The sequence below is a fragment of the Roseococcus sp. genome (assembly GCF_965227005.1).
In the GTDB taxonomy this organism is placed as follows: Bacteria; Pseudomonadota; Alphaproteobacteria; order Acetobacterales; family Acetobacteraceae; genus Roseococcus.
Genome location: NZ_CBDDFJ010000036.1, coordinates 141,514 through 160,110, shown reverse-complemented (window position 1 = coordinate 160,110; position 18,597 = coordinate 141,514). Strand labels below are relative to the sequence as shown.

General features: G+C 67.9%; 16 protein-coding genes. 12 read left to right on the top strand and 4 right to left on the bottom strand.

What is annotated here, in order from left to right; translation table 11 throughout:
* Positions 1-18 precede the first annotated feature (18 nt).
* Positions 19-1,338 carry an exopolysaccharide biosynthesis polyprenyl glycosylphosphotransferase gene (locus tag ACO057_RS18125; protein ID WP_421994051.1) on the bottom strand — a complete coding sequence of 440 codons (1,320 nt, stop codon included), beginning with the start codon at positions 1,336-1,338 and terminating at the stop codon, positions 19-21.
* Positions 1,339-1,664: 326 nt separating this feature from the next.
* On the opposite strand from ACO057_RS18125, the gene ACO057_RS18120 reads away from it, so the two are divergent.
* The 10 genes from ACO057_RS18120 to ACO057_RS18075 all read left to right on the top strand — a co-directional run bounded on the left by ACO057_RS18120 (position 1,665) and on the right by ACO057_RS18075 (position 12,968).
* Positions 1,665-2,276: an XrtA/PEP-CTERM system exopolysaccharide export protein gene (locus ACO057_RS18120; protein ID WP_421994049.1), complete on the top strand. Its 612-nt coding sequence runs from the start codon at positions 1,665-1,667 to the stop codon at positions 2,274-2,276.
* Positions 2,277-2,279: 3 nt separating this feature from the next.
* Positions 2,280-3,794 (top strand): XrtA system polysaccharide chain length determinant, encoded by a 1,515-nt coding sequence (locus tag ACO057_RS18115; protein ID WP_421994047.1) that lies wholly within the window; start codon positions 2,280-2,282, stop codon positions 3,792-3,794.
* Positions 3,795-3,802: 8 nt separating this feature from the next.
* Entirely contained in the window at positions 3,803-4,714 is a 912-nt protein-coding gene (locus tag ACO057_RS18110) for an AAA family ATPase (protein ID WP_421994045.1), read from the top strand.
* 67 nt (positions 4,715-4,781) lie between these two features.
* The gene (locus ACO057_RS18105; RefSeq protein WP_421994043.1) at positions 4,782-6,395 is read left to right on the top strand and encodes a TIGR03016 family PEP-CTERM system-associated outer membrane protein; all 1,614 of its coding nucleotides are present in this window, start codon (positions 4,782-4,784) and stop codon (positions 6,393-6,395) included.
* A 9-nt stretch (positions 6,396-6,404) separates the two neighbouring features.
* Positions 6,405-7,373, top strand: coding sequence for an AAA family ATPase (locus ACO057_RS18100; protein WP_421994041.1), 969 nt, complete (start codon positions 6,405-6,407; stop codon positions 7,371-7,373).
* Positions 7,370-8,314, top strand: coding sequence for an XrtA system polysaccharide deacetylase (locus tag ACO057_RS18095; protein WP_421994039.1), 945 nt, complete (start codon positions 7,370-7,372; stop codon positions 8,312-8,314). The genes ACO057_RS18100 and ACO057_RS18095 overlap by 4 nt, the downstream gene beginning before the upstream one ends.
* Positions 8,315-8,316: 2 nt before the next feature.
* The gene (locus ACO057_RS18090) at positions 8,317-9,414 is read left to right on the top strand and encodes a FemAB family XrtA/PEP-CTERM system-associated protein (protein WP_421994037.1); all 1,098 of its coding nucleotides are present in this window, start codon (positions 8,317-8,319) and stop codon (positions 9,412-9,414) included.
* A complete protein-coding gene (locus ACO057_RS18085; RefSeq protein WP_421994035.1) occupies positions 9,414-10,643 on the top strand; it encodes a TIGR03087 family PEP-CTERM/XrtA system glycosyltransferase in 1,230 nt (409 codons plus the stop codon). Before ACO057_RS18090 ends, ACO057_RS18085 begins: the two co-directional genes overlap by 1 nt.
* Positions 10,640-12,118 (top strand): exosortase A, encoded by a 1,479-nt coding sequence (xrtA, locus tag ACO057_RS18080; RefSeq protein ID WP_421994033.1) that lies wholly within the window; start codon positions 10,640-10,642, stop codon positions 12,116-12,118. Before ACO057_RS18085 ends, xrtA begins: the two co-directional genes overlap by 4 nt.
* A gap of 154 nt (positions 12,119-12,272) precedes the next feature.
* A complete protein-coding gene (locus ACO057_RS18075) occupies positions 12,273-12,968 on the top strand; it encodes a PEP-CTERM sorting domain-containing protein (RefSeq protein WP_421994031.1) in 696 nt (231 codons plus the stop codon).
* Between the two features lie 177 nt (positions 12,969-13,145).
* On the opposite strand, the gene ACO057_RS18070 is transcribed toward ACO057_RS18075, so the two are convergent.
* The 3 genes from ACO057_RS18070 to ACO057_RS18060 form a co-directional block, all read right to left on the bottom strand.
* Complete coding sequence (locus ACO057_RS18070; RefSeq protein WP_421994029.1) at positions 13,146-13,964, bottom strand: hypothetical protein; 819 nt, start codon at positions 13,962-13,964, stop codon at positions 13,146-13,148.
* Between the two features lie 140 nt (positions 13,965-14,104).
* Positions 14,105-14,269, bottom strand: coding sequence for a hypothetical protein (locus tag ACO057_RS18065; RefSeq protein ID WP_421994027.1), 165 nt, complete (start codon positions 14,267-14,269; stop codon positions 14,105-14,107).
* A 96-nt stretch (positions 14,270-14,365) separates the two neighbouring features.
* A complete protein-coding gene (locus ACO057_RS18060) occupies positions 14,366-16,942 on the bottom strand; it encodes a GNAT family N-acetyltransferase (RefSeq protein ID WP_421994025.1) in 2,577 nt (858 codons plus the stop codon).
* 143 nt (positions 16,943-17,085) lie between these two features.
* On the opposite strand from ACO057_RS18060, the gene ACO057_RS18055 reads away from it, so the two are divergent.
* Both ACO057_RS18055 and ACO057_RS18050 read left to right on the top strand, forming a co-directional pair.
* A complete protein-coding gene (locus ACO057_RS18055) occupies positions 17,086-18,027 on the top strand; it encodes an alpha/beta hydrolase (protein ID WP_421994023.1) in 942 nt (313 codons plus the stop codon).
* Positions 18,028-18,091: 64 nt separating this feature from the next.
* Positions 18,092-18,559 (top strand): cupin domain-containing protein, encoded by a 468-nt coding sequence (locus tag ACO057_RS18050; RefSeq protein ID WP_421994021.1) that lies wholly within the window; start codon positions 18,092-18,094, stop codon positions 18,557-18,559.
* The last annotated feature ends 38 nt before the right edge of the window (positions 18,560-18,597 follow it).

Below are 18,597 nucleotides of genomic sequence, written 5' to 3'. Positions count from 1 at the left end.
GGCTCGATGGAGCGCTTCTCACCGTGCGCCCTCCTGGAAGAGCACAACCCGCACGGTCGCCAGCAGGATCAGCGCATCGAGAAAGAGGCTGCGCCGGCGAATGTAATAGAGGTCGTAGGAGAGCTTCATCCGCGCATCCTCGACGGAAGCGCCGTAAGGGTGGTTCACCTGCGCCCAGCCGGTGATGCCGGGCCGCACCACCGCACGATCATCATAATGGGGGATGACCGCGCCGAGCTGCTCGACGAAGCACGGGCGCTCGGGACGCGGGCCGATGATGGACATGTCGCCGCGCAGCACGTTCAGGACCTGCGGGATCTCATCGATCCGGCACAGACGAAGCAGGCGGCCCACCCGCGTGATGCGCCGATCGCCGCGCGAGGCCCAGACGGCCGCGCCACGGGCTTCGGCGTCGGGAATCATGCTGCGGAGCTTGAGCAGCTCGAAGCTGCGATTGCCACGACCCACACGCTCCTGCCGGTAGAAGATCGGCCCTGGACCTTCGAGCCGGATCGCCAGCATCGCCAGCAGAAGCAGCGGCATCGTGAAGGTGAGCAACGTCAATGCGAAGACGATGTCGAAGGCGCGCCGCAACCCGGCGATCCAGATGGATTCATGTGTCGCATTCGCGGAGGCGAGCCATCCCTCCGAAAGCCGGTCGATGTCGACGCGATTGAGCCCATATTCGCTGAACTCAGCCTCGGTGAAGACCTGCAGGCCTGCGGCGCCGCATCGGCGGCGAGCCGCAAGCGCGAGGGGCTCATGGGTGGCGGCCACCACCGCCCAGATCCGCCAGGCGCGCAGCCGCCCGCGCTCCACGGCCTCCAGAAGCGCTTCGCCCGGCGGCAGCGCGAGGGTGACCTCGAAGGGTTGGTAGTTGCGCTGAATCGCGCTGGCATCCGGCGCCGCCAGGCCAACGAGAGCCAGGCGAGGCAACGGCAATCGCAGCAGGCCAAAGGCGAACCGCGTCAGCGCCATCGCGGCAAGGCTCCCGGCCCAGGTGGTGACGAGCAGCTGACGGAAGCTCCAAGGCGCGGGGTGCAAGGGCGAAAGCCACAGCAGCACGGCAAGAACCAGGGCCAGCACCGCCGCGCCGGTCAGGCCGCGCGCGATCGAAGGGCACATGCCCTGCAAGGCGATGGGCCGATAAAGGCCAATCGCGCCGGCGACGAGGCCCGCCGAGACCGCGACCAGAAGCGCGGTGGCGAGGGAGGCCATGACGCTGTCACCGCCGCCGGACGCCAGCAGGGCGAGGACGACGAAGGCGACGACAAAACTCTCCGCGACAAACAGGACCAGCATCTCAGAGCGGACACTGTGGCTGAACAGGCTGGTCATCTGCGCATTCCCATTCGACGCCAGGGGGTGACGGCGTTCATTTATTCAGCTGCAATAACAAGAATTCGGCAATGAAATTATCGATTTCAATAAAATAACTTCCCGAAACTTCTTATGTTATGATTTGATCGTCGCGATTTATTGAAGAAAATTTCATCTCAAAGTGAAAAAATATTGACCTTTTATGTGTCAAATTTCGCTTAGGTGTCGTCAAATATTGCATTGATCTCGCAAGATATTCCAGGGATATTTGGTCATCCCGGGTGACAACCCTCATCCGGCGCATCGTTCGAGCCGAGGAAAAATCCATGACCAGGAGTTGGAAAATGGGCCTCGCCGCCCTGCCCGTACTGGCGATGACGCTCACTGGCTGCGGCACGCCACGGCAGCTGTCGGCGGGAGGATCCGAAGCCCCGGCTGAGGCCTCGGCCTATCTCCTCGGCCCGGGCGATACCCTCACCGTCTTCGTCTATCGCGCTCCCGAATTGAGCGCGCCGGACCTGCCCATCCGGCCCGACGGGCGCATCTCGCTTCCCCTCATCCCCGACATCCAGGCCGCCGGCCGCTCCCCAACCGCCCTTGCCCGCGATATCGAGGAACAGCTTCGCCGCTATGTCCGCGAGCCGAATGTCACCGTCATGGTGCGAACCTTCCTGGGCCCGTCGAACCAGCAGATCCGGGTGATCGGCGAGGCGGCGCAGCCGATGGGCCTGCCGTATCGCGACGGTAGGACGGTGATGGACGTGATGATCGGCGCACGCGGCCTCACGCGTTACGCGGCCGGAAACCGTGCCGAGATCATTCGTCGTGATGGCCCGGACGGGCGCCGCGAGGTCATCCGCGTGCGGCTGAACGATCTGATGCGCGGTGGCGACGTCTCACAGGACCTAGCGATGCGTCCGGGCGACACGCTGGTCATTCCCCAGGGCTGGTTCTGACCCATGCATCCGATCGCTCTCGCGCGGCGCGCTTTCGCCGCAGGCGCGCGGCATCGCTGGCGCGCCCTCGCTCTCGCCTGGGCGGTCTGCCTGGTCGGATGGGCCGTCGTCATCAAAATTCCGAACCAGTACGCCGCGACGACGCGCGTCTATGCGGATGCCGACGCGATCCTGGGCCTTCTGCTGCGCGGAATCGCGATCGACAGTTCTCCGGCGGGCCAGGTCGAGATTCTCCAGCGCACCCTGCTCAGTCGTCCGAACCTCGAGAAGATCGTCAGCCGCACCGAGCTCGAACAACGGGTGACCGACGAACTCTCGCGAGAGAAGCTGATGGCGAACCTCGCCCGCGACATCCGCATCACGACCCAGACCCGCAACCTCTTCACCATCGACTTCCGCGATCGCAATCCGAGCGTCGCGCAGGACGTCGTGCAGACGGCGCTCAATCTCTTCATGGAGGCAGCGACGCTGACAGACCGCCAGCAGATGGAAAACGCGCGTACCTTCGTCAATCAGCAGATCGCCTCTTACGAGGTGCAGCTGCGCCAGGCCGAGCGCCGGCGTGCCGAATTCCAGACGCGCTACATCGACATTCTTCCCTCCGACGCGCTGGGCGGCGTCACGCGGCTCGAGGCCGCGCGCGCCCGGCTCCAGCAGGTGCGGGGCGAGTTGCAGGACCAGCGCCGGCGGCTCGAGCTGACGCGCCAGCAGCTGGATGCGATGCCGGCTGCCACGGCCGCCACGGGTGGCGGTGGCGGGGGGAATTCTCGCCTCGCCGAAGCCGAACGCGCCCTGTCCGAGTTGCGGCTGCGCTACACCGACGCGCATCCCGACGTGGTCGCCGCCCGCAGCATCGTCAATGGCTTACGTGCCTCCGGTGGAGGCGGCGGGGCGGCGCGCTCCGGCCCGGCGGCCCCGCGCGAGGCGGCCCGGAGCAATCCGGCCTACGAGCAGATGCGCCTCAGGCTGGTGGATGTGGAGACGCAGATCGCCTCGCTGGAACGCCAGGAGCGCGAGGGCCGCGAGGAGGTGACGCGCCTCGATACCGTTACCCGCAGCGAGCCGGAGGTGCAGGCCCAGTTCCTGAACCTTGATCGCGACTACACGGTGCTTCGCCGCAATTACGAGGAGCTCCTCGCACGCCGCGAATCCCTTCAGCTTGGCGGCGCCGCCCGCAGCAGCTCGGACCGCGTGCGGCTGGAGGTGGTGGATCCCCCCTCGGTTGCAGCCGAGCCCGTCGCGCCAAATCGGCCGCTGCTCGCCGCCGGTGTCCTGGCCCTTGGCCTCGGCGCGGGGCTCGCTCTGGCCTTCGTGCTCATGCAGTTCGACCGGACCTTCTACACCGTGCAGGATTTGCGGCGCCTCGGCCCCGCGGTGCTGGGTGCCCTCTCCGCGCCGCCGCGTCGCGGCGTGTTGGCAGGGCGGCTGGGCTTCGCGAGCGGCCTTGCAATGCTTCTGCTCGTCTTTGGCGTGGTCGTGGTCGGTGGCCCATCCCAACTGGCGAGGTTCTTCGCATGAATGCCGGCATGGCCAATCGCTCCCATCTCGTGGAGCGCGCCGTCGAGGCGATGGGCTCCCCGATACACGCTCCCGCGGCGCCCCCGCCGGCCGCTCCCGCGACGGATCACCCCATCGCGGGGCGGTTCAGCCGCCCGCCGGATCCTCAACGGCCCACGGCGGTTCCCTCCAGCCCTCCGGTCATTCCGATGGCGTTGCTCCGGGATGCGGGTCTCGCCTTTGCGTCCAATGCTTCCACCCGGACGAGGCTGATCGAGGAGCTCGCGCTGGTGCAGCATCAGCTGCTTCGCGGCATCGCGCCCGCAGCGGGCGAGGTGCGTGCCCTTCCGCGCCATCGGCTCATCATGGTGACAAGCGCCCGACGCGGTGAGGGCAAGAGCTTCACCTCGCTCAATCTGGCCGCCAGCATTGCGAGCACCGCGTCTCAGCCCGTGCTCTTGATCGATGTCGACGGTGGCGCGAGCTCGCTCAGCGCCCAGCTTGGCATGCTGACCGAGCCAGGCCTCCTGAGCCTTGCGGCAGCGCCCGACCGCCCGACCGATGCCCTTCCACGGCCCACCGCCATCGAGCGCCTGTCCTTCCTGCCGCACGGCCGCATTCTGGAAAACCCGACACGCGCGCCCATTCCCAGCGCGATGGCGGCCGCCATCCGCGCGCTGTCCGCCACGCTGCCGCACCACGTCCTCATCATCGACACGCCACCGGCACTTTCCACCAGCGATGCGCAGGCGCTCGCCGCGGTCGCAGGCCAGGTCATTGTTGTCGTTCGCGCAGAATCCACGCAGCGCGACGAAGTCGAAGCCGCCCTCGACCTGGTCGAGGCCTGCCCCGCATTGCACCTCCTGCTAAACCGCACTCGACTCGCGACTAATGATAGTTTCGGCGCTCACGGGGAATACGGAGCGACCAAACATGAATGAACGTTCATCATCTCGAGTTCCGGTCGGAAATCGGGGCCTTGTGGTGGCGGCGATGATCATTTCCGGGATGTCGCAGGCGCGTGCAGAGACGCCGCCGCTGCCGTCCGATGTGGGGCCGGGCTCGCTGCCGACGACCCGCGCTGCGGTTTTGGACAGCGAGACTGCCTCGCCTTCGATCTCGCCCGAGGTGCGGCTCGGCGGGTTCGGCTTCCCGACGGGCGCGCCGCCGCCTCCCCCCGAGCCGGGCCGCCGCTGGACCGTCGTTCCCAGCATCGGTCTGCAGCTGATGGGCACGGACAACGTCTTCCAGACGACGCGCAACCGCCAAGCGGACCTGATCACCACCCTCACGCCGGCCTTGCTGCTCGCCGCGGATACGGCACGCTTCCAGGGCGTGCTGAACTATGCGCCGAATATCCAGTTCTATGCCGACACCCCTGGCCAGAACCGGATGGACCAGCGGTTCAACGGCCAGGGCCTGGCAACGCTGGTGCCGGACCTGCTCTATCTCGATATTCGCGGCGCATCGGCCGCGCAGACCATCACCGGCGGCGTGGCTCCTGAATCGACCCTGATCGCCAACCGGCAGAACAAGATCCAGACGACCACCTTCCAGGCCTCGCCCTATGTCATGCAGCGCTTCGGGGACCTCGTCACCGTCCAGGCCGGCTACGGCTTCCAATACGTGGACCAGCGGAGCAGCGCGCAGGCCGGCCAATTTTCGCTGACGCCCGGCGGCCTGCCGGTCTTCGCCAACCAACACTTCACCGCTCATGAATTCTACGCGGTCGGGCGCAGCGGGCCCGATCTGGGACGCCTCGCCCTCGAAGGCCGCCTGAACAACACCAACTATATCGGCACCGGCGTGCTCGACGGCGCCTATCGCCGCGAGGCATCGATCGAAGGCCGCTACGCCATCATCCGTGGCGTCTCGGCGCTGCTGGAGGGTGGCTATGAGCAGCAGCGATACGCCGGCACGCCCGGCATTCGGATCGATGGCCCCATCTGGGCCGCCGGCCTGCGGCTCGACCTGTCCGACGAAAGCCGGATCATCGCAAAATACGGCCGGCGCGACGGTTTCGATTCCGCTTTCCTTCAGGCCTCGCTGGCCCTGGGCGGCAGGACGCGCTTCTCAGCGAATTACAGCGAGCGGCTGACCAGCTCCGCCAGCCGCGCGGGCGATCTGCTCTCCACCACCACCCTCGACGAACTGGGCAATCCGATCGACCTGGCAACCGGCCTGCCTGCCGTGCAGCCCTTCGCCAACTCTTTCCTCGGCGCCCAGAGCAGCCTGATGCGTGTGCGCTCGGCCTCGGCCAGCATCGCGCAGAGCTGGCCGCGCGACACCATCGCCCTGACGGTCACGAATGAGAAGCGCACGCCGATCTCGGTCGCGAGCGGGACCGTCGGCTTCAACCAGGACGGCACGACCGGGAGTATCTCCTGGGCGCATGTGCTGACCGAGCGCGCGACGACCTTCGCCTATGCGCAATACGGCCAGTTCAACACCGGTCTCCTCGGCAAGGGAGATGTGGTGAGCGGCAGCGTCACCCTGTCCTACCAGTTGCAGCCACGCCTGCTGGGCACGGTGCAGGTCGCCACCAGCAGCCGCAGCGACGAGCGCAGCAGCGGTCGGGCGACGCAGAACCTTATCCTCATCGGCCTTCGGCAGAGCTTCTAGGGGACCCTCATGATGCTCACGGATTTCTACGGACTGCGCGAGCATCCCTTCCAGATGACGCCCGATGCGCGGCTCTATTATCCGAGCACCGGTCACTCGCGCGCCTATGCTCACCTCACCTACGGCATCGCTCAGCGTGAGGGCTTCGTCGTCGTGACGGGCGAGGTGGGGGCCGGCAAGACAACCCTGGTGGAGCGGCTCTGCGCGGAGCTCGACCCCGCGGGCTTCGCCATCGCGCGCATCAGCACGACACAGGTCGCGGGCGACGACCTGCTGCGTCTGGCGGCCGCGGCCTTCGGGACGGACCCGGAAGGCAACAAGGCCTCCGTCCTACGGGGAATCACCGCCGCCCTGCGCGCGGGAGACCGGCGCTTCCTGCTCATCGTCGACGAGGCTCAGGGCCTCAAGACGGAGGCCCTGGAAGAGCTTCGCATGTTGTCCAATGTGACCGAGGGCGGGCGGGCGCCAATGCAGACGATCCTGCTCGGCCAGCCACAGCTGCGCGCGACGCTGGCCAGCCCCGATCTCGATCAGCTCCGCCAGCGCGTGTTGGCGAGCTATCACCTCGGCGCGCTCTCCTGCGAGGAGACGCATGCCTATGTGAAGCACCGCATGCGCGCCGTGGGCTGGAACGAGAACCCACCCTGGGAGCCCCGTGCGCTCGACCTCATCCATCGCCATACGGACGGCCTGCCGCGCCGCATCAACCGCCTCTGCTCGCGCGTGCTGTTGAGCGGCATGCTGGAGCGGGCCGATCTGTTGAGCGGTGACATGGTCGAAGCCACCGCGATCGAGCTCGAAGAGGATCTGGGCTCGACGCTGTCGAGAGCGGGCCGCGGCCCCTCCACCGATCACGACGAGCGGCTTCGCGACATCCAGCAGCGCGTCGAGACGCTCGAGCGGAATGCGGGGAATCGGGAACGCATCTTCAACCGCCTGGCTGAAATCTTCTTCGACGGCACGAGGACCCGCACATGAAACACACCGCGATCGCCCCCGAGGTCGCTCCCGCGCTCACTTCGATCAGGTCATCGCCGCACTCCCGGCCCCTCAACGCGATGACCGTCGACGTCGAGGACTGGTTTCAGGTGCAGGGCTTCGCCGACGCCATTCCGCGCGACGAGTGGGATTTCCTGGCATGCAGGGTTGAAGCGAACACCGACGCGGTGCTGAAGCATTTCGACGACGCCGGCATCCGCGCCACCTTCTTCACCCTCGGCTGGATCGGCGAGCGCTATCCCCGACTCATCCGCCGGATCGTCGAGGCCGGGCACCAGCTCGCGAGCCACGGATATGGCCACGAGCGCGTGGATCAGATCGGCCCCACCGCCTTCCGCGCCGATATTCGCCGGGCGCGGGCCATCCTCGAGGACGAAAGCGGGGTGGCCGTGACCGGGTATCGCGCCCCGACCTTCTCGATCGGACCCTCGACGCCCTGGGCGCATGGCATCCTCGCCGAGGAGGGTTACCGCTACTCCTCCTCCGTCTTTCCGGTGCACCACGACCTCTACGGGTCTCCCGAGGCGCCCCGCGTGCCGCACCGGCCCCATTCGAGCGGCGTGCTCGAGCTCCCGATGACCACCTGCCGCGCCTTTGGTCGCAACCTGCCCTGCTCGGGCGGCGGCTGGTTCCGGCTGGCGCCCTACCGCCTTTTTCGTGCGGGCCTGCGGCAGGTGAACGCGGTCGAGCAGCGGCCGGGCATCTTCTATTTCCATCCCTGGGAGATCGATGCCCAGCAACCCCGCGTCTGGCATGCCAGGCGGCTCTCGCGCTTCCGCCACTACACCGGCGTGGCCAGCATGCCGTCGCGCCTGAACCGGCTGCTGCACGATTTCGCCTGGAGCACGATGGAGGACGTCTTCGCCGAGGAAATCGGCCGCCCCGTCCTGGCCACAGAGCTGCATGCGATGGCGAGCTGACGATGAACTGCGCCGTACCCGAGGCTCGGATCGCGGGTCTCACCAACCTCTCCGCCGCGGTACGGATCCGCGAACTCGACGACCATTCCTCGCCCGAGATTGAGGAAATCTGGGAGGTCTTCGTGCGCTCGACGCCGCAGGCCACCTTCTTCCACCTGCCGGCCTGGCGAAGGGTCATCCAGGCCGCCTTCGGACATGCGACGCACTATGTCTATGCCGAGCAGGATGGCCAGATCACCGGCGTGCTGCCGCTCGCCCGCATGCGCACCCGCCTGTTTGGCGACGCGCTGATCTCCACACCCTTCTGCGTCTATGGCGGCCCGGTGGCCGCGACGCCGGAAGCCGCGCAGGCGCTGGAAGACCACGCGCATGCTCTCATGCGCAGGACGGGCGTTCCGCTGCTGGAGTTCCGCCGGCGTGACGAGGCCGATGCCGGCTGGTCGGAGCGTCCACCACTGCACTACACCTTCCGCCGCGCCATCACCGGCGAGGCCGAGGCCGACATGAAGGCCATCCCCCGCAAGCAGCGCGCGATGGTCCGCAAGGGCATCCAGAACGGCCTCACGAGCATCTCCAACAGCGACACCCGCGCGCTGCACGGCGTCTATGCCGAGATGGTGCATGCGCTGGGCACGCCGGTGTTCTCCGAGCGTTATTTCCGGCTTCTGGCCGACGCCTTTCCCAACGAACACGACGTAACGACCGTCCTGCACGAGGGGCGCGCGGTGGCTTCGGTTCTCAACTTCCACTTCCGACAGGAAGTGCTGCCCTATTATGGTGGCGGAGGGCGCGCGGCGCGCGGCCTCGCGGCCAACGATTTCCTCTATTGGGAGGTGATGCGCCGGGCGGGCGCGGAGCGCGGCGCAAGGCTCTTCGACTTCGGCCGCAGCAAGAAGGACACCGGCGCCTTCGCCTTCAAGTGCAACTGGGGCTTCACACCTGAGCCGCTGCGCTACTGCTACCAACTGCGCGACGGCGCGACGCTGCCACAGAACAATCCCTCCAACCCGAAATACCGGCTGATGATCAAGGCCTGGCGGCGGCTTCCGCTCGTGATGGCGAACCGCATCGGTCCCTACATCGTTCGCGGACTCGGCTGATGGGCGGGCGGCTCCTCTTCCTCTGCCATCGCATTCCCTTTCCCCCCGAGAAGGGCGAAAAGATCCGGGCCTGGCATATGCTCGAGCATCTCGCGCGCGACTGGGCGATCGACCTCGGCTGCCTCGTCGACGATCGCGCGGATTTCGACCATGTCCCCGCGCTGAAGCAGGTCTGCGCGAGTGTCGAGGCGCGCTGGACGGGCACACGCCTGCAGGCAGCCTCGCGCGCGCTGATGCAGGTCCGGCCCGGCCGCCCGCTCAGCCTCGGCTGGTTCCGCGACCCGGGCCTGCGGGCCTGGACCGCGGAGCATCTCGCGGGCGGACGACATGACGCGGTCTTCGTCTATTCCTCCGCCATGGCGCCCTATGTGATGGGCGCCCAGCGGCCCGGGCTTCGCCGGGTGCTCGACATGGTCGACGTCGATTCCGAAAAGTGGCGTGCCTACGCCACCTCCGCACGACCGCCCATGCGGCAGGTCTGGGCGCGCGAGGCGCGCACCCTGCTCGCCTTCGAGCGGAAGGCGGCGGCCGATTTCGAGCGCACCCTCTTCGTCTCGGCCGCCGAGGCTGAGCATTTCTCGGCCCTCGCGCCGGAATGCGCCGGCAAAGTGGATCATGTGGACAATGGCGTGGAGCTGAGCCGCTTCGACCCGGACGTCCCGCGTGAGAATCCCTATCCGGCCGGCAGGCGCGCCCTCGTCTTCACGGGCACCATGGACTACCGGCCCAATGTGGAGGCCGTCTCCTGGTTCGCCCGCGAGGTGATGCCGCTCATCGCCGATGCCGATTTCCATATCGTCGGCGCCAATCCCTCGCCGGCCGTTCGGGCGCTGGCGCAGTTGCGCGGCGTCCACGTGACCGGCACGGTGCCGGACGTGCGCCCCTACCTCGCCTATGCCGATGTGGCGGTGGCGCCGCTGCGGATCGCGCGCGGAATCCAGAACAAGGTGCTGGAGGCAATGGCCATGGCGCGGCCGGTGGTGGCCTCGCCGGAGGCTTTCGAGGGCGTGCGCGCAATGGCCGGGCGCGACGTCCTGGTCGCGCAGGGCGCCTTCGAGACGGCGCAGCGCGTGCGCGAGGTTCTTGATGGGGCCCATCCCAAGCTGGGGGCTGCGGGCCGTCTTGCCGTCTTGAGTGGGCACGACTGGCGCGCCACCCTGCAACGGCTGGATCTTGCCATGGATCCGACCCCGGACCGGTTGTCCCTGCGCGAGCGCGTGGTGGCGTGAGCCTCGCGCAGCGGGCCGAAATCGCCCTCCCACGCCTGACGGGCTGGTACGGCGCCCTGACCGCCCTGGGGTTTGGACTGGCGGGCCTCGCCGCACTTTTCGCCAGCGAAATCGGGGCCGCGGTTTCGACCTGGGACCGATCCAGCGCCTATGGCCATTGTTGGCTCGTTCTGCCCATCGCCATCTGGCTCGCCTGGACAAGGCGCGACCGGCTGGCCGGTCTGTCGCCGGAACCCCTGCCGATGGCCGGGCTGCTCGCCCTCGGTGGCGCGGTGGCCTGGCTCGTCATGGAACGGCTGGGCGTGATGGAGGCGCGACAATTCGCCGCGCTCGGCATCGTTTGGGTACTGGTGCTTGCCACGCTCGGCTGGCGCATCGTGGTGGCAATGGCTGCCCCCCTTGCCTATCTCATTTTCCTCGTGCCCTTCGGCGAGTTCGCAACGCCCTGGCTGCAGAACATCACGCTCGAGATGATCCTGTTCGGTCTGCGGCTTCTGGGGATTCCGCATCACGCGGACGGCCTCGTCATCGAGATTCCGGAGGGGACCTTCCTCGTCGCCGAGGCCTGCGCGGGACTGCGCTTCCTCATCGCCGCCGTCGCCTTCGGCGCGCTCTACGCGCTGTCGATGTTCCGCGACACCTGGCGGCGGCTGGTGGTGCTCTTGCTGGCAGTGCTCGTGCCGCTGGTTGCCAATGGCATCCGCGCCTTCGCCATTGTGCTGATGGGCCATCACATGGGCAGCGCCGAAGCCGCGGCGGCCGACCATCTGGTCTACGGCTGGATTTTCTTCTCGGCGGTGATGATCCTGCTCATCCTCGCAGGTCTTCCCTTCCGGCAGGACGGGACGCCGGAGGCGCGCGCCTCCGCCGTGGCATCGCCTCCGCCGACGCGGTCCCGCCTCGCGGCTGCCACCCTGCTGACTCTGGGCCTCGCGGCGGTGGGCCCGGTGACGGCCTCCGCGCTGGACGCCTCGGTTCCAGCCCCGCAACACGAACCGGCGCATCTCGCTGCGCCCCCCGGCTGCGTTGCACAGGGAACCGCCCTGAACTGCGCTGGCGCGACGGTCACGGCTTCCCTGATCGTGTTTGCGCCTGCCTCCAACTGGTCCGCCGTCTCGGGTATGCGGCGCCAGGCGGCGGGGACGGACGACGAGGCATTGATCTTCGACGTGACCGGGCCCGGCATGCGCTGGCAGGTTCGCCAAGGGCGGACGAGCCCTGGCGCGGCGCGGGCGGCAGTCGTGGGCGTTGCCGCCTGGTTGGATGGGGCTCCCGCAGGTGACGGTCTGCGCATCCGCGCAACCCAGGCCTGGAATGCGCTGCTCGGCCATGGTGGCCGGCCGGTTTTGGCCGTGGTTGAGCTCGTGCCGTCAAGCAACGGGGATGGGGCGCGAGATCGCCGGATCATCCAATCGGTACTGACGGAACAACAGGTTGGTCTCGCGCAAGCCGCCGCCACGCGCTCGCGGAACTGACCCGACCGTCAGATTATTTTACAATTCCTGATATTTCGTCGGAAAGGCACCGACAACATACTGTTTTTAATTAATTATTTCCCTGGCATGTGAATTGCTCATTGTAAAATGCCGCGACTCATCGCGGTTCTTCGCAGCCGATGGAGCTCTCCACATGAGAAAGTATTTATTCGCGGCACTGGGCTTGATAGGCCTCAGCATGGCCGGCGCCGCGCAAGCCGCGCCGACGCTGTCCTTCCGGGTTTATGACGACAACAACCTTGTCGGCGGACTTTCCACCTCGACCACGACGGGCTCCCTTTCGACGTCGGGTCAGACGACGAATTTCGGCGTCTCGGCCGGCGCATTCGGCACTCCCTTCGTCGACTCGCCCTCGCTGCTCGCCCAGACGACGACGATCTCGACCGGCGACAACTTCACCGGCACGCACACCATCCGCGTCGAATTCACGCAGACGGATCTGACCTCGGCATCAGCCGGCGGGCTTCTCGCCGCGCTGGCCAGCACCTTCACCGCCAACTTCCTGGTGAATGGCCAGGACGTGTCGAACGTGACGCTGACCAACTATGTCGACAACAACAACGGCGCCTTCGCCCGCACCACGCAGATCGCGACCCAGACCTATACGAGCGGCCCGACGAATGCTTCGCCGGAAATCCTGGCGAATGTCTCGCTGACCAATGCGCTGTTCTCCGAGACGGTCGTCATCACCGCGACCTTCACGGGCCGTGGCGCCGGCCTTCAGTCCTCCGCGCAGATCGTCCGCGTGCCGGAGCCCGTGTCGCTGGCCCTGATGGGTACGGCGCTTCTCGGCTTCGGCTTCGTCCGGCGCGCCCGCAAACAGGGCTGATGGCGGTACATCGACTGATCAGCCCGCTTCTCGTCGCGGGCTGATCAGAGATGACGGGGCGCATCGCGACTGTGGGGATCATTCTCCGCGCGCGAGCGCCCCGGCCGGTATTGATCGCCTGGGTATGCCCGAAGAATGCCGACTAAGCCCTCCCCTTCGGAGGTGAGAATCCTCTCTCTAACCCGCCGATCCCTGCGCTGAGCGCTGGATTTCCGCTCGCGCTGCCCAGATCACGCGACGTTCATCGTCGGTCACGTCGATCCAGGTCAGTTTCTCATCTAGCGGGAAGAGCGCGCCCCCCGCGGCGCCCGTCACGGCCAGGACGATGCCTGCGCGATGGTCCACGACGAAGGGCTCACCCTTGGTGCCGAGGTTCCACTTGCTGGCCGTTCCTCCGGCGATCGGCGACACAATCCACTCCTGCCGTGCGCGGACGAGCCGGGCCGGCACGGGATTGAAAACCTGGTTCGACATCTGGTCCAGGATGCGCTTCTGCCGCCGCAAGGCGGCGGGGACGAGCAGCATGGCAAGGCACAGCGCCAGCATCGCCGCCATCAGCACGGCATAGGTGACAACGCGGTTGACGAAGCGCTCCAGTCCGAGATCCGTGGAGGTGAGTTCGGGATGCGCCGGGTCGCCCATGGGCATGACATTCCGAACGCCCGCCCCCGGCTCGAAGAAGACGTAGCCGACCTTGCGACGAAGCGCCGGGCCGCGGTCCTGCGGAATGACGAGGGTGGCCTCGCAATCATTCAGCAGGAAGAATCGAACACGGCAGGTGCCGCCCTCCACCCGCGTCTTGGGCAGGGAGACGGCGGTCTCCCGGATCCGGTAATCGCTGGAAAGGACGGGCAGAACTTCGATTGACATCATCACCATGACACCGGCGAAGAGCAGGAATCCCACTATGCCCCCGATCCACGCGCGCCAGACGGAAATGGGCGCCGTGACGCGCAGGGGACGCGCGGGAAAGGCGCGCGCGATCGGATCCGACATGCCTGGCCTCTTAGATTTTTCCGGGCCGCGCCGATGCAGCCGGTGCCATCACGACCCCGGTCATCCCGCTCCGGACGATTCGATGAGAAGCGGATAGAGCATCATGCCATGGCATGGTCGACAAGAGGCCGCGCGGTGCCTCAGTAACGATAGCCCCAGCCGCCATGATAATAGGGCCGGTGATAGTAGCCATAGGCGCGAGGCGGTCCGTAATAGCCCGGCCCGTAAGCGGGATAGGCCACGCAACCTGGCAGGGCCGAGAGGGTCAGCAGGGCAAGGCAGAGGCCGACGATCTTTTTCGACATGTGTACCTCCTCAGGCGGCAATGGGCCGCGCCAAGGAAGAAACGCGCCTGGGATGGCCGGGGTTGGGTCGTTCCGAGGCCGAATCGTGGCGGCGTCTTACTCCAGCGTCATCCGCGCCGTCATGATCTCCTGATCGTCCGGATTGCGGCTCAGCGAGAAGCCGAGGCGTTGAACAAAGGCCAGCATCGGCAGGTTATCGGCCAGGACGTGGCCGACAAGTTCCGTGATGCCCGCGCCCCGAGCCCAGGCAACGGCACGCTCCATCAGGTGTCGCGCAAGACCGGTGCCCTTGACCGAAGGGCTCACGACCACCGCGAACTCAGCCCCACCGCCCGAGCCGTCGCGGATGATGCGCGCGGTGCCGAAGATCTGCCCGCCCCGCGCGGCGACGAAGGCCATCTCGCGATCGTAGTCGATCTGGGTAAGGCGGGCGAGCATGGCCGGCGGCAGCTCGCGCATGGTCGAGAAGAAGCGGAAGCGGACATCCTCGGAAGGCAGCGTCCTGAAATGGGCGCCATGGGCCGTCGCGTCTTCCGGACGGATAGGCCGGATCCGGTAGGTCTGGCCATCGGGCGCGACGAAATCCTCGGCGAGCTCGGCGGGATAGGGAGGGATGGCCAGCAGCGCCGCCTCACCCTCGGGGCGCAGGGTCAGCGAGGCATCGGCCGCCAGCACGCCGCGCGCATCGGCGAAGAGGGGATTGACGCTGAGCGTGGCGATCTCGGGGAAGTCGACGAGCAGTTGGCTGACCCGCACCAGCGCATCGGCGATGGCAGGCTGGTTGACGGGCGGACGGTCGCGGAAGCCGGGCAGCAGCCGCGACAGCCGCGTGCGGGCAATCAGCCCATGGGCCAGGGGCAGATTGAGTGGTGGGAGGTCAATGGCCTCGTCCTCTGCAAGGTCGGCCGTGGTGCCGCCCTGGCCGAAGCCGATCCAGGGGCCGAACATGGCGTCGTCTTCCATGCGAAGCCGCAATTCCATCATGCCGCGCGGCGCCTGGCGCTGGACCAGGAAGCCCTGAAGCGCGGTGCCGGGTGCGCGGCGCGGCACCTCCTCCGCCATGGCCTGGGCGGCGGCGGTGACCGAAGCGCCGTCTCGTAGGTTGAGCACGACGCCGCCCGCCTCGCTCTTGTGGCGCAGCAGGGCGCGGACCTTAAGCACGACAGGGAAGCCCATGCCGACGGCCGCGCCTGCCGCCCGGGCCGGCGTGGCGGCGAGGAAGACGGGCAGAATCTCCAGCCCGTAGGCAGCAAAGACGGCCAGCGCCTCGTCCTCCAGCAGGCGCAGTCGTCCGTCGGCACGCACGGCGGCGAAGCGGGCGCGGACGGCGGCGCGGTCCGGTTCGAAGGTGAGCACGTCCGAGGCGGGAAGCTCGGCGGCGGTGGCGCGGTTGCGGCGCTCCGTAGCGAGATGGGCGGCGCCGCGGGCCACGGCCTCCGGCGTGGCGAAGACGGGCAGGCCGGCCTCGGTGAGAGCCGCGCGTTCGTCATGGGCGCTGGCCTCGCCGGTCCAGCCGAGGAGGATGGGCGCGCCGCGATTGCTGCGGGCGGTGGCCCTGAAGGCCTCGGCAGGCGCGTCGTCCTGCTCGGGCGCGTGGATCGCCATGACCACATCCACCTCGCGATCGGCCGCGAGGAGCCTGGCCGCCTCGGCCAGCGCGGCGCCGGCGAAGGCGTTGAGGGCGAGCGGATTGCGCGGGGCGCGCCCGTCCAGCAGTGGGGCGAGCGCAGCATGCGTGGCCTCGCTCAACCCGGCGAGGCGAAGCCCCTGCCCCACGGCCGCATCCGCAGCGAGCCGCGCCATGCCGAGCCCATTGGCCACGATCGCCACGCGGTCTCCCGCGCCGAGGCCCGGGCGCGGCTTCGTGCGCGCGAGCGTCTCGGCGGCGGCGAGCCAGTCTTCGAGGCCGTTGGCGCGCAGGATTCCGGCGCGGCGCAATACGGCATCCATCACCGCATCACCGATGCCCGTAGGGTCGTCGCTGCGCCCGCCCGGGCGCAGGGCCAGGACGGGCCGCGTGCGGGCCGTGGCGCGGGCTGCCGAGACGAAAAGCCGGCGCTGCTTGATACGGCGAAGCTCCAGCAGAACGCAGGCCGTGCCGCTGTCGCGCGCGAGCCAATCGAGGCCAAGGGCAAAACCCAGATCCTCGTTGGAGCCGATGCCGATGATGTGGCTGAAGCCCAGCCCCTCCGCCGCCGCCCAGTCGATCACCGCGCGCGCGATGGCCGAGGACTGCGCCATCAACGCCAGGCGGCCTTTCGGGATATGCAGATGCGCGAGCGTGGCGTTCAGCCCGATGCCGGGAAGCGCGAGGCCGAAACTGCGCTCGCCCAGGGCCCTCACCCCCGCGCTGGCGGCCATGGCGCCGAGGTTGGGCGCGGCGGTCGGCACGACCACGGCGTGGCAACCCATCGCGGCGATATCGCGAAAGGCTTCGGCCTGTGCATCGGGCGCGACGCAGAGCACGGTGAGGTCAGGCGCTCCCTCGGGCGGCTCAAAGCCCTCGATGCCCTGGCCCATCAGCTTTCCCTGGAAGCGGCCGTCCAGCAGATTGCGGGCGAGGATCGCCGATTCAGGCAATGCGGGATCGGCGCGCAGCAGCACGGAGCACGGGCGGAAAAGCGCCGTCTCGCGAAAGCCCGATCCGCTGAGACCCGTCAGAATGAGCGACATGGGGAAGATTATAACGCCGGGAAACATGTCCAGCCGATGGCATCGCTCGGAAGAGCCCCCTTGCGCCATCCGTCGTGACGCGCTGCCCTGTGGGTCTACCCCAGAAAGGCTTCGAGATGACTGATCGGCGGATGGATCCGGAAATGGCGGCGTTCAGCGCCTTGGTGGCCGGTCGCGCGGCCGGCAACCCGCCCATCGTCTTCCCGAATCCGCCCCGCAGCGCGCCCTTTGACGAGCAGCGCCGCCTCAACGACGAACCCCAGCTCCCCCAGGCCGAGGGCGGCGCCGTCATGGCCGAGAGCCGTGACCTACTGTTGTCCATTCGCGGCCGCCGCATGCAGATGCGCTTCCATCGCCCGTCCAACGATCCGAACCTGCCGGTGCTCGTCTACCTTCATGGCGGCGGCTGGGTCTGGGGCAGCATCGACACGCATGACAAGCTGATGCGCGCCTATGCCGCGGCCTCGGGCTGCGCCGTGCTCGGGCCGGACTACTCGCTGAGCCCCGAGGCCGTCTTCCCCACGGCTCTCGAGGAATGCGCCGCGGTGATGCGCCATGTGGCCACGCGCGGCGCGGAGCTGGGCCTCGATCCCTCCCGCATCATCCTCGGCGGCGACAGCGCGGGGGCCAATCTCGCGGCGGGCGTGGCGCTGCTCAATGCCGAGCAGCCGGAGCCGGTGAAGCTCAAGGGCCTGCTGCTGAACTACGGCGTCTACGATCATGTCCTCGACACGCCGAGCTACCAGGAGTTCGGCGAGGGCTATGGCCTGACCAGGGAGAAGATGCGCTTCTACTGGGACGCCTATTGCCCCGATGCGGTGGCGCGCATGTCGCCCTTCGCGTCGCCGATGCGTGGCGAGCTCTCCTCCCTGCCCCCCGCGCTCATGCACGTCGCGGAGCTGGACGTCCTGGCCTCGGAAAACCTGGCCTTCGCGGAGAAGCTGCGGATGGCCGGCGTCAGCCTCGAGCTGCAGACCTTCCCCGGCACGGTGCACGGCTTCGCCCGCGCCATCGGTTTCGTGGGCGCCGCGGATCGGGCCGCGGAAGCGGCGGGCGCCTGGCTGAAGGCACGCTTCGCAAGTTGATTGCATCCGGGGGCGCCTGGAGCCGATGATCCGGGCCGGGAACAATCACGAAGGAAACGCCCCCATGCGCACTCCCCTCATCCTCGCCGGTTTGGCCATGGCCTTCACGGCGGGGCTTTTCGCTGACCGGCTGGTCCCGCATGCCGACGCGCAGTCAGGCCCCGCCCCCCTGACGCCGCAGATCGTCAATCTGTTCAGCATGACGGATGAGGAGATCGGCAACCTCATTCCCAACACCGACCTGCGCAGCCGCACCCTGGCGGCCGTGCCCGAGGGCACGGTCGGCGTGCAGAGCGGCAATGTGATGCGGCACTACCATGCCGACGCGCATGAGATTCAGCTCATCCTCCAGGGCGAAGGTTCCTTCTGGCTCGGCGACCGCGAGGTGCAGGTGAAGCCGGGCGACCTCATCATCATCCCACGCGGTACGCCGCATGCGGGCTCGCGCGCGACGACCGGGCGGTTCCGGGCGCTGGCGATCAAGCTGCCGCCGCAGCGGCCGGGAGACACCGTCGCCGCGCCGGCGCCTTGAGGCCCACGGCCTGAACACGGTCGGCGTGGTGCGAGGGG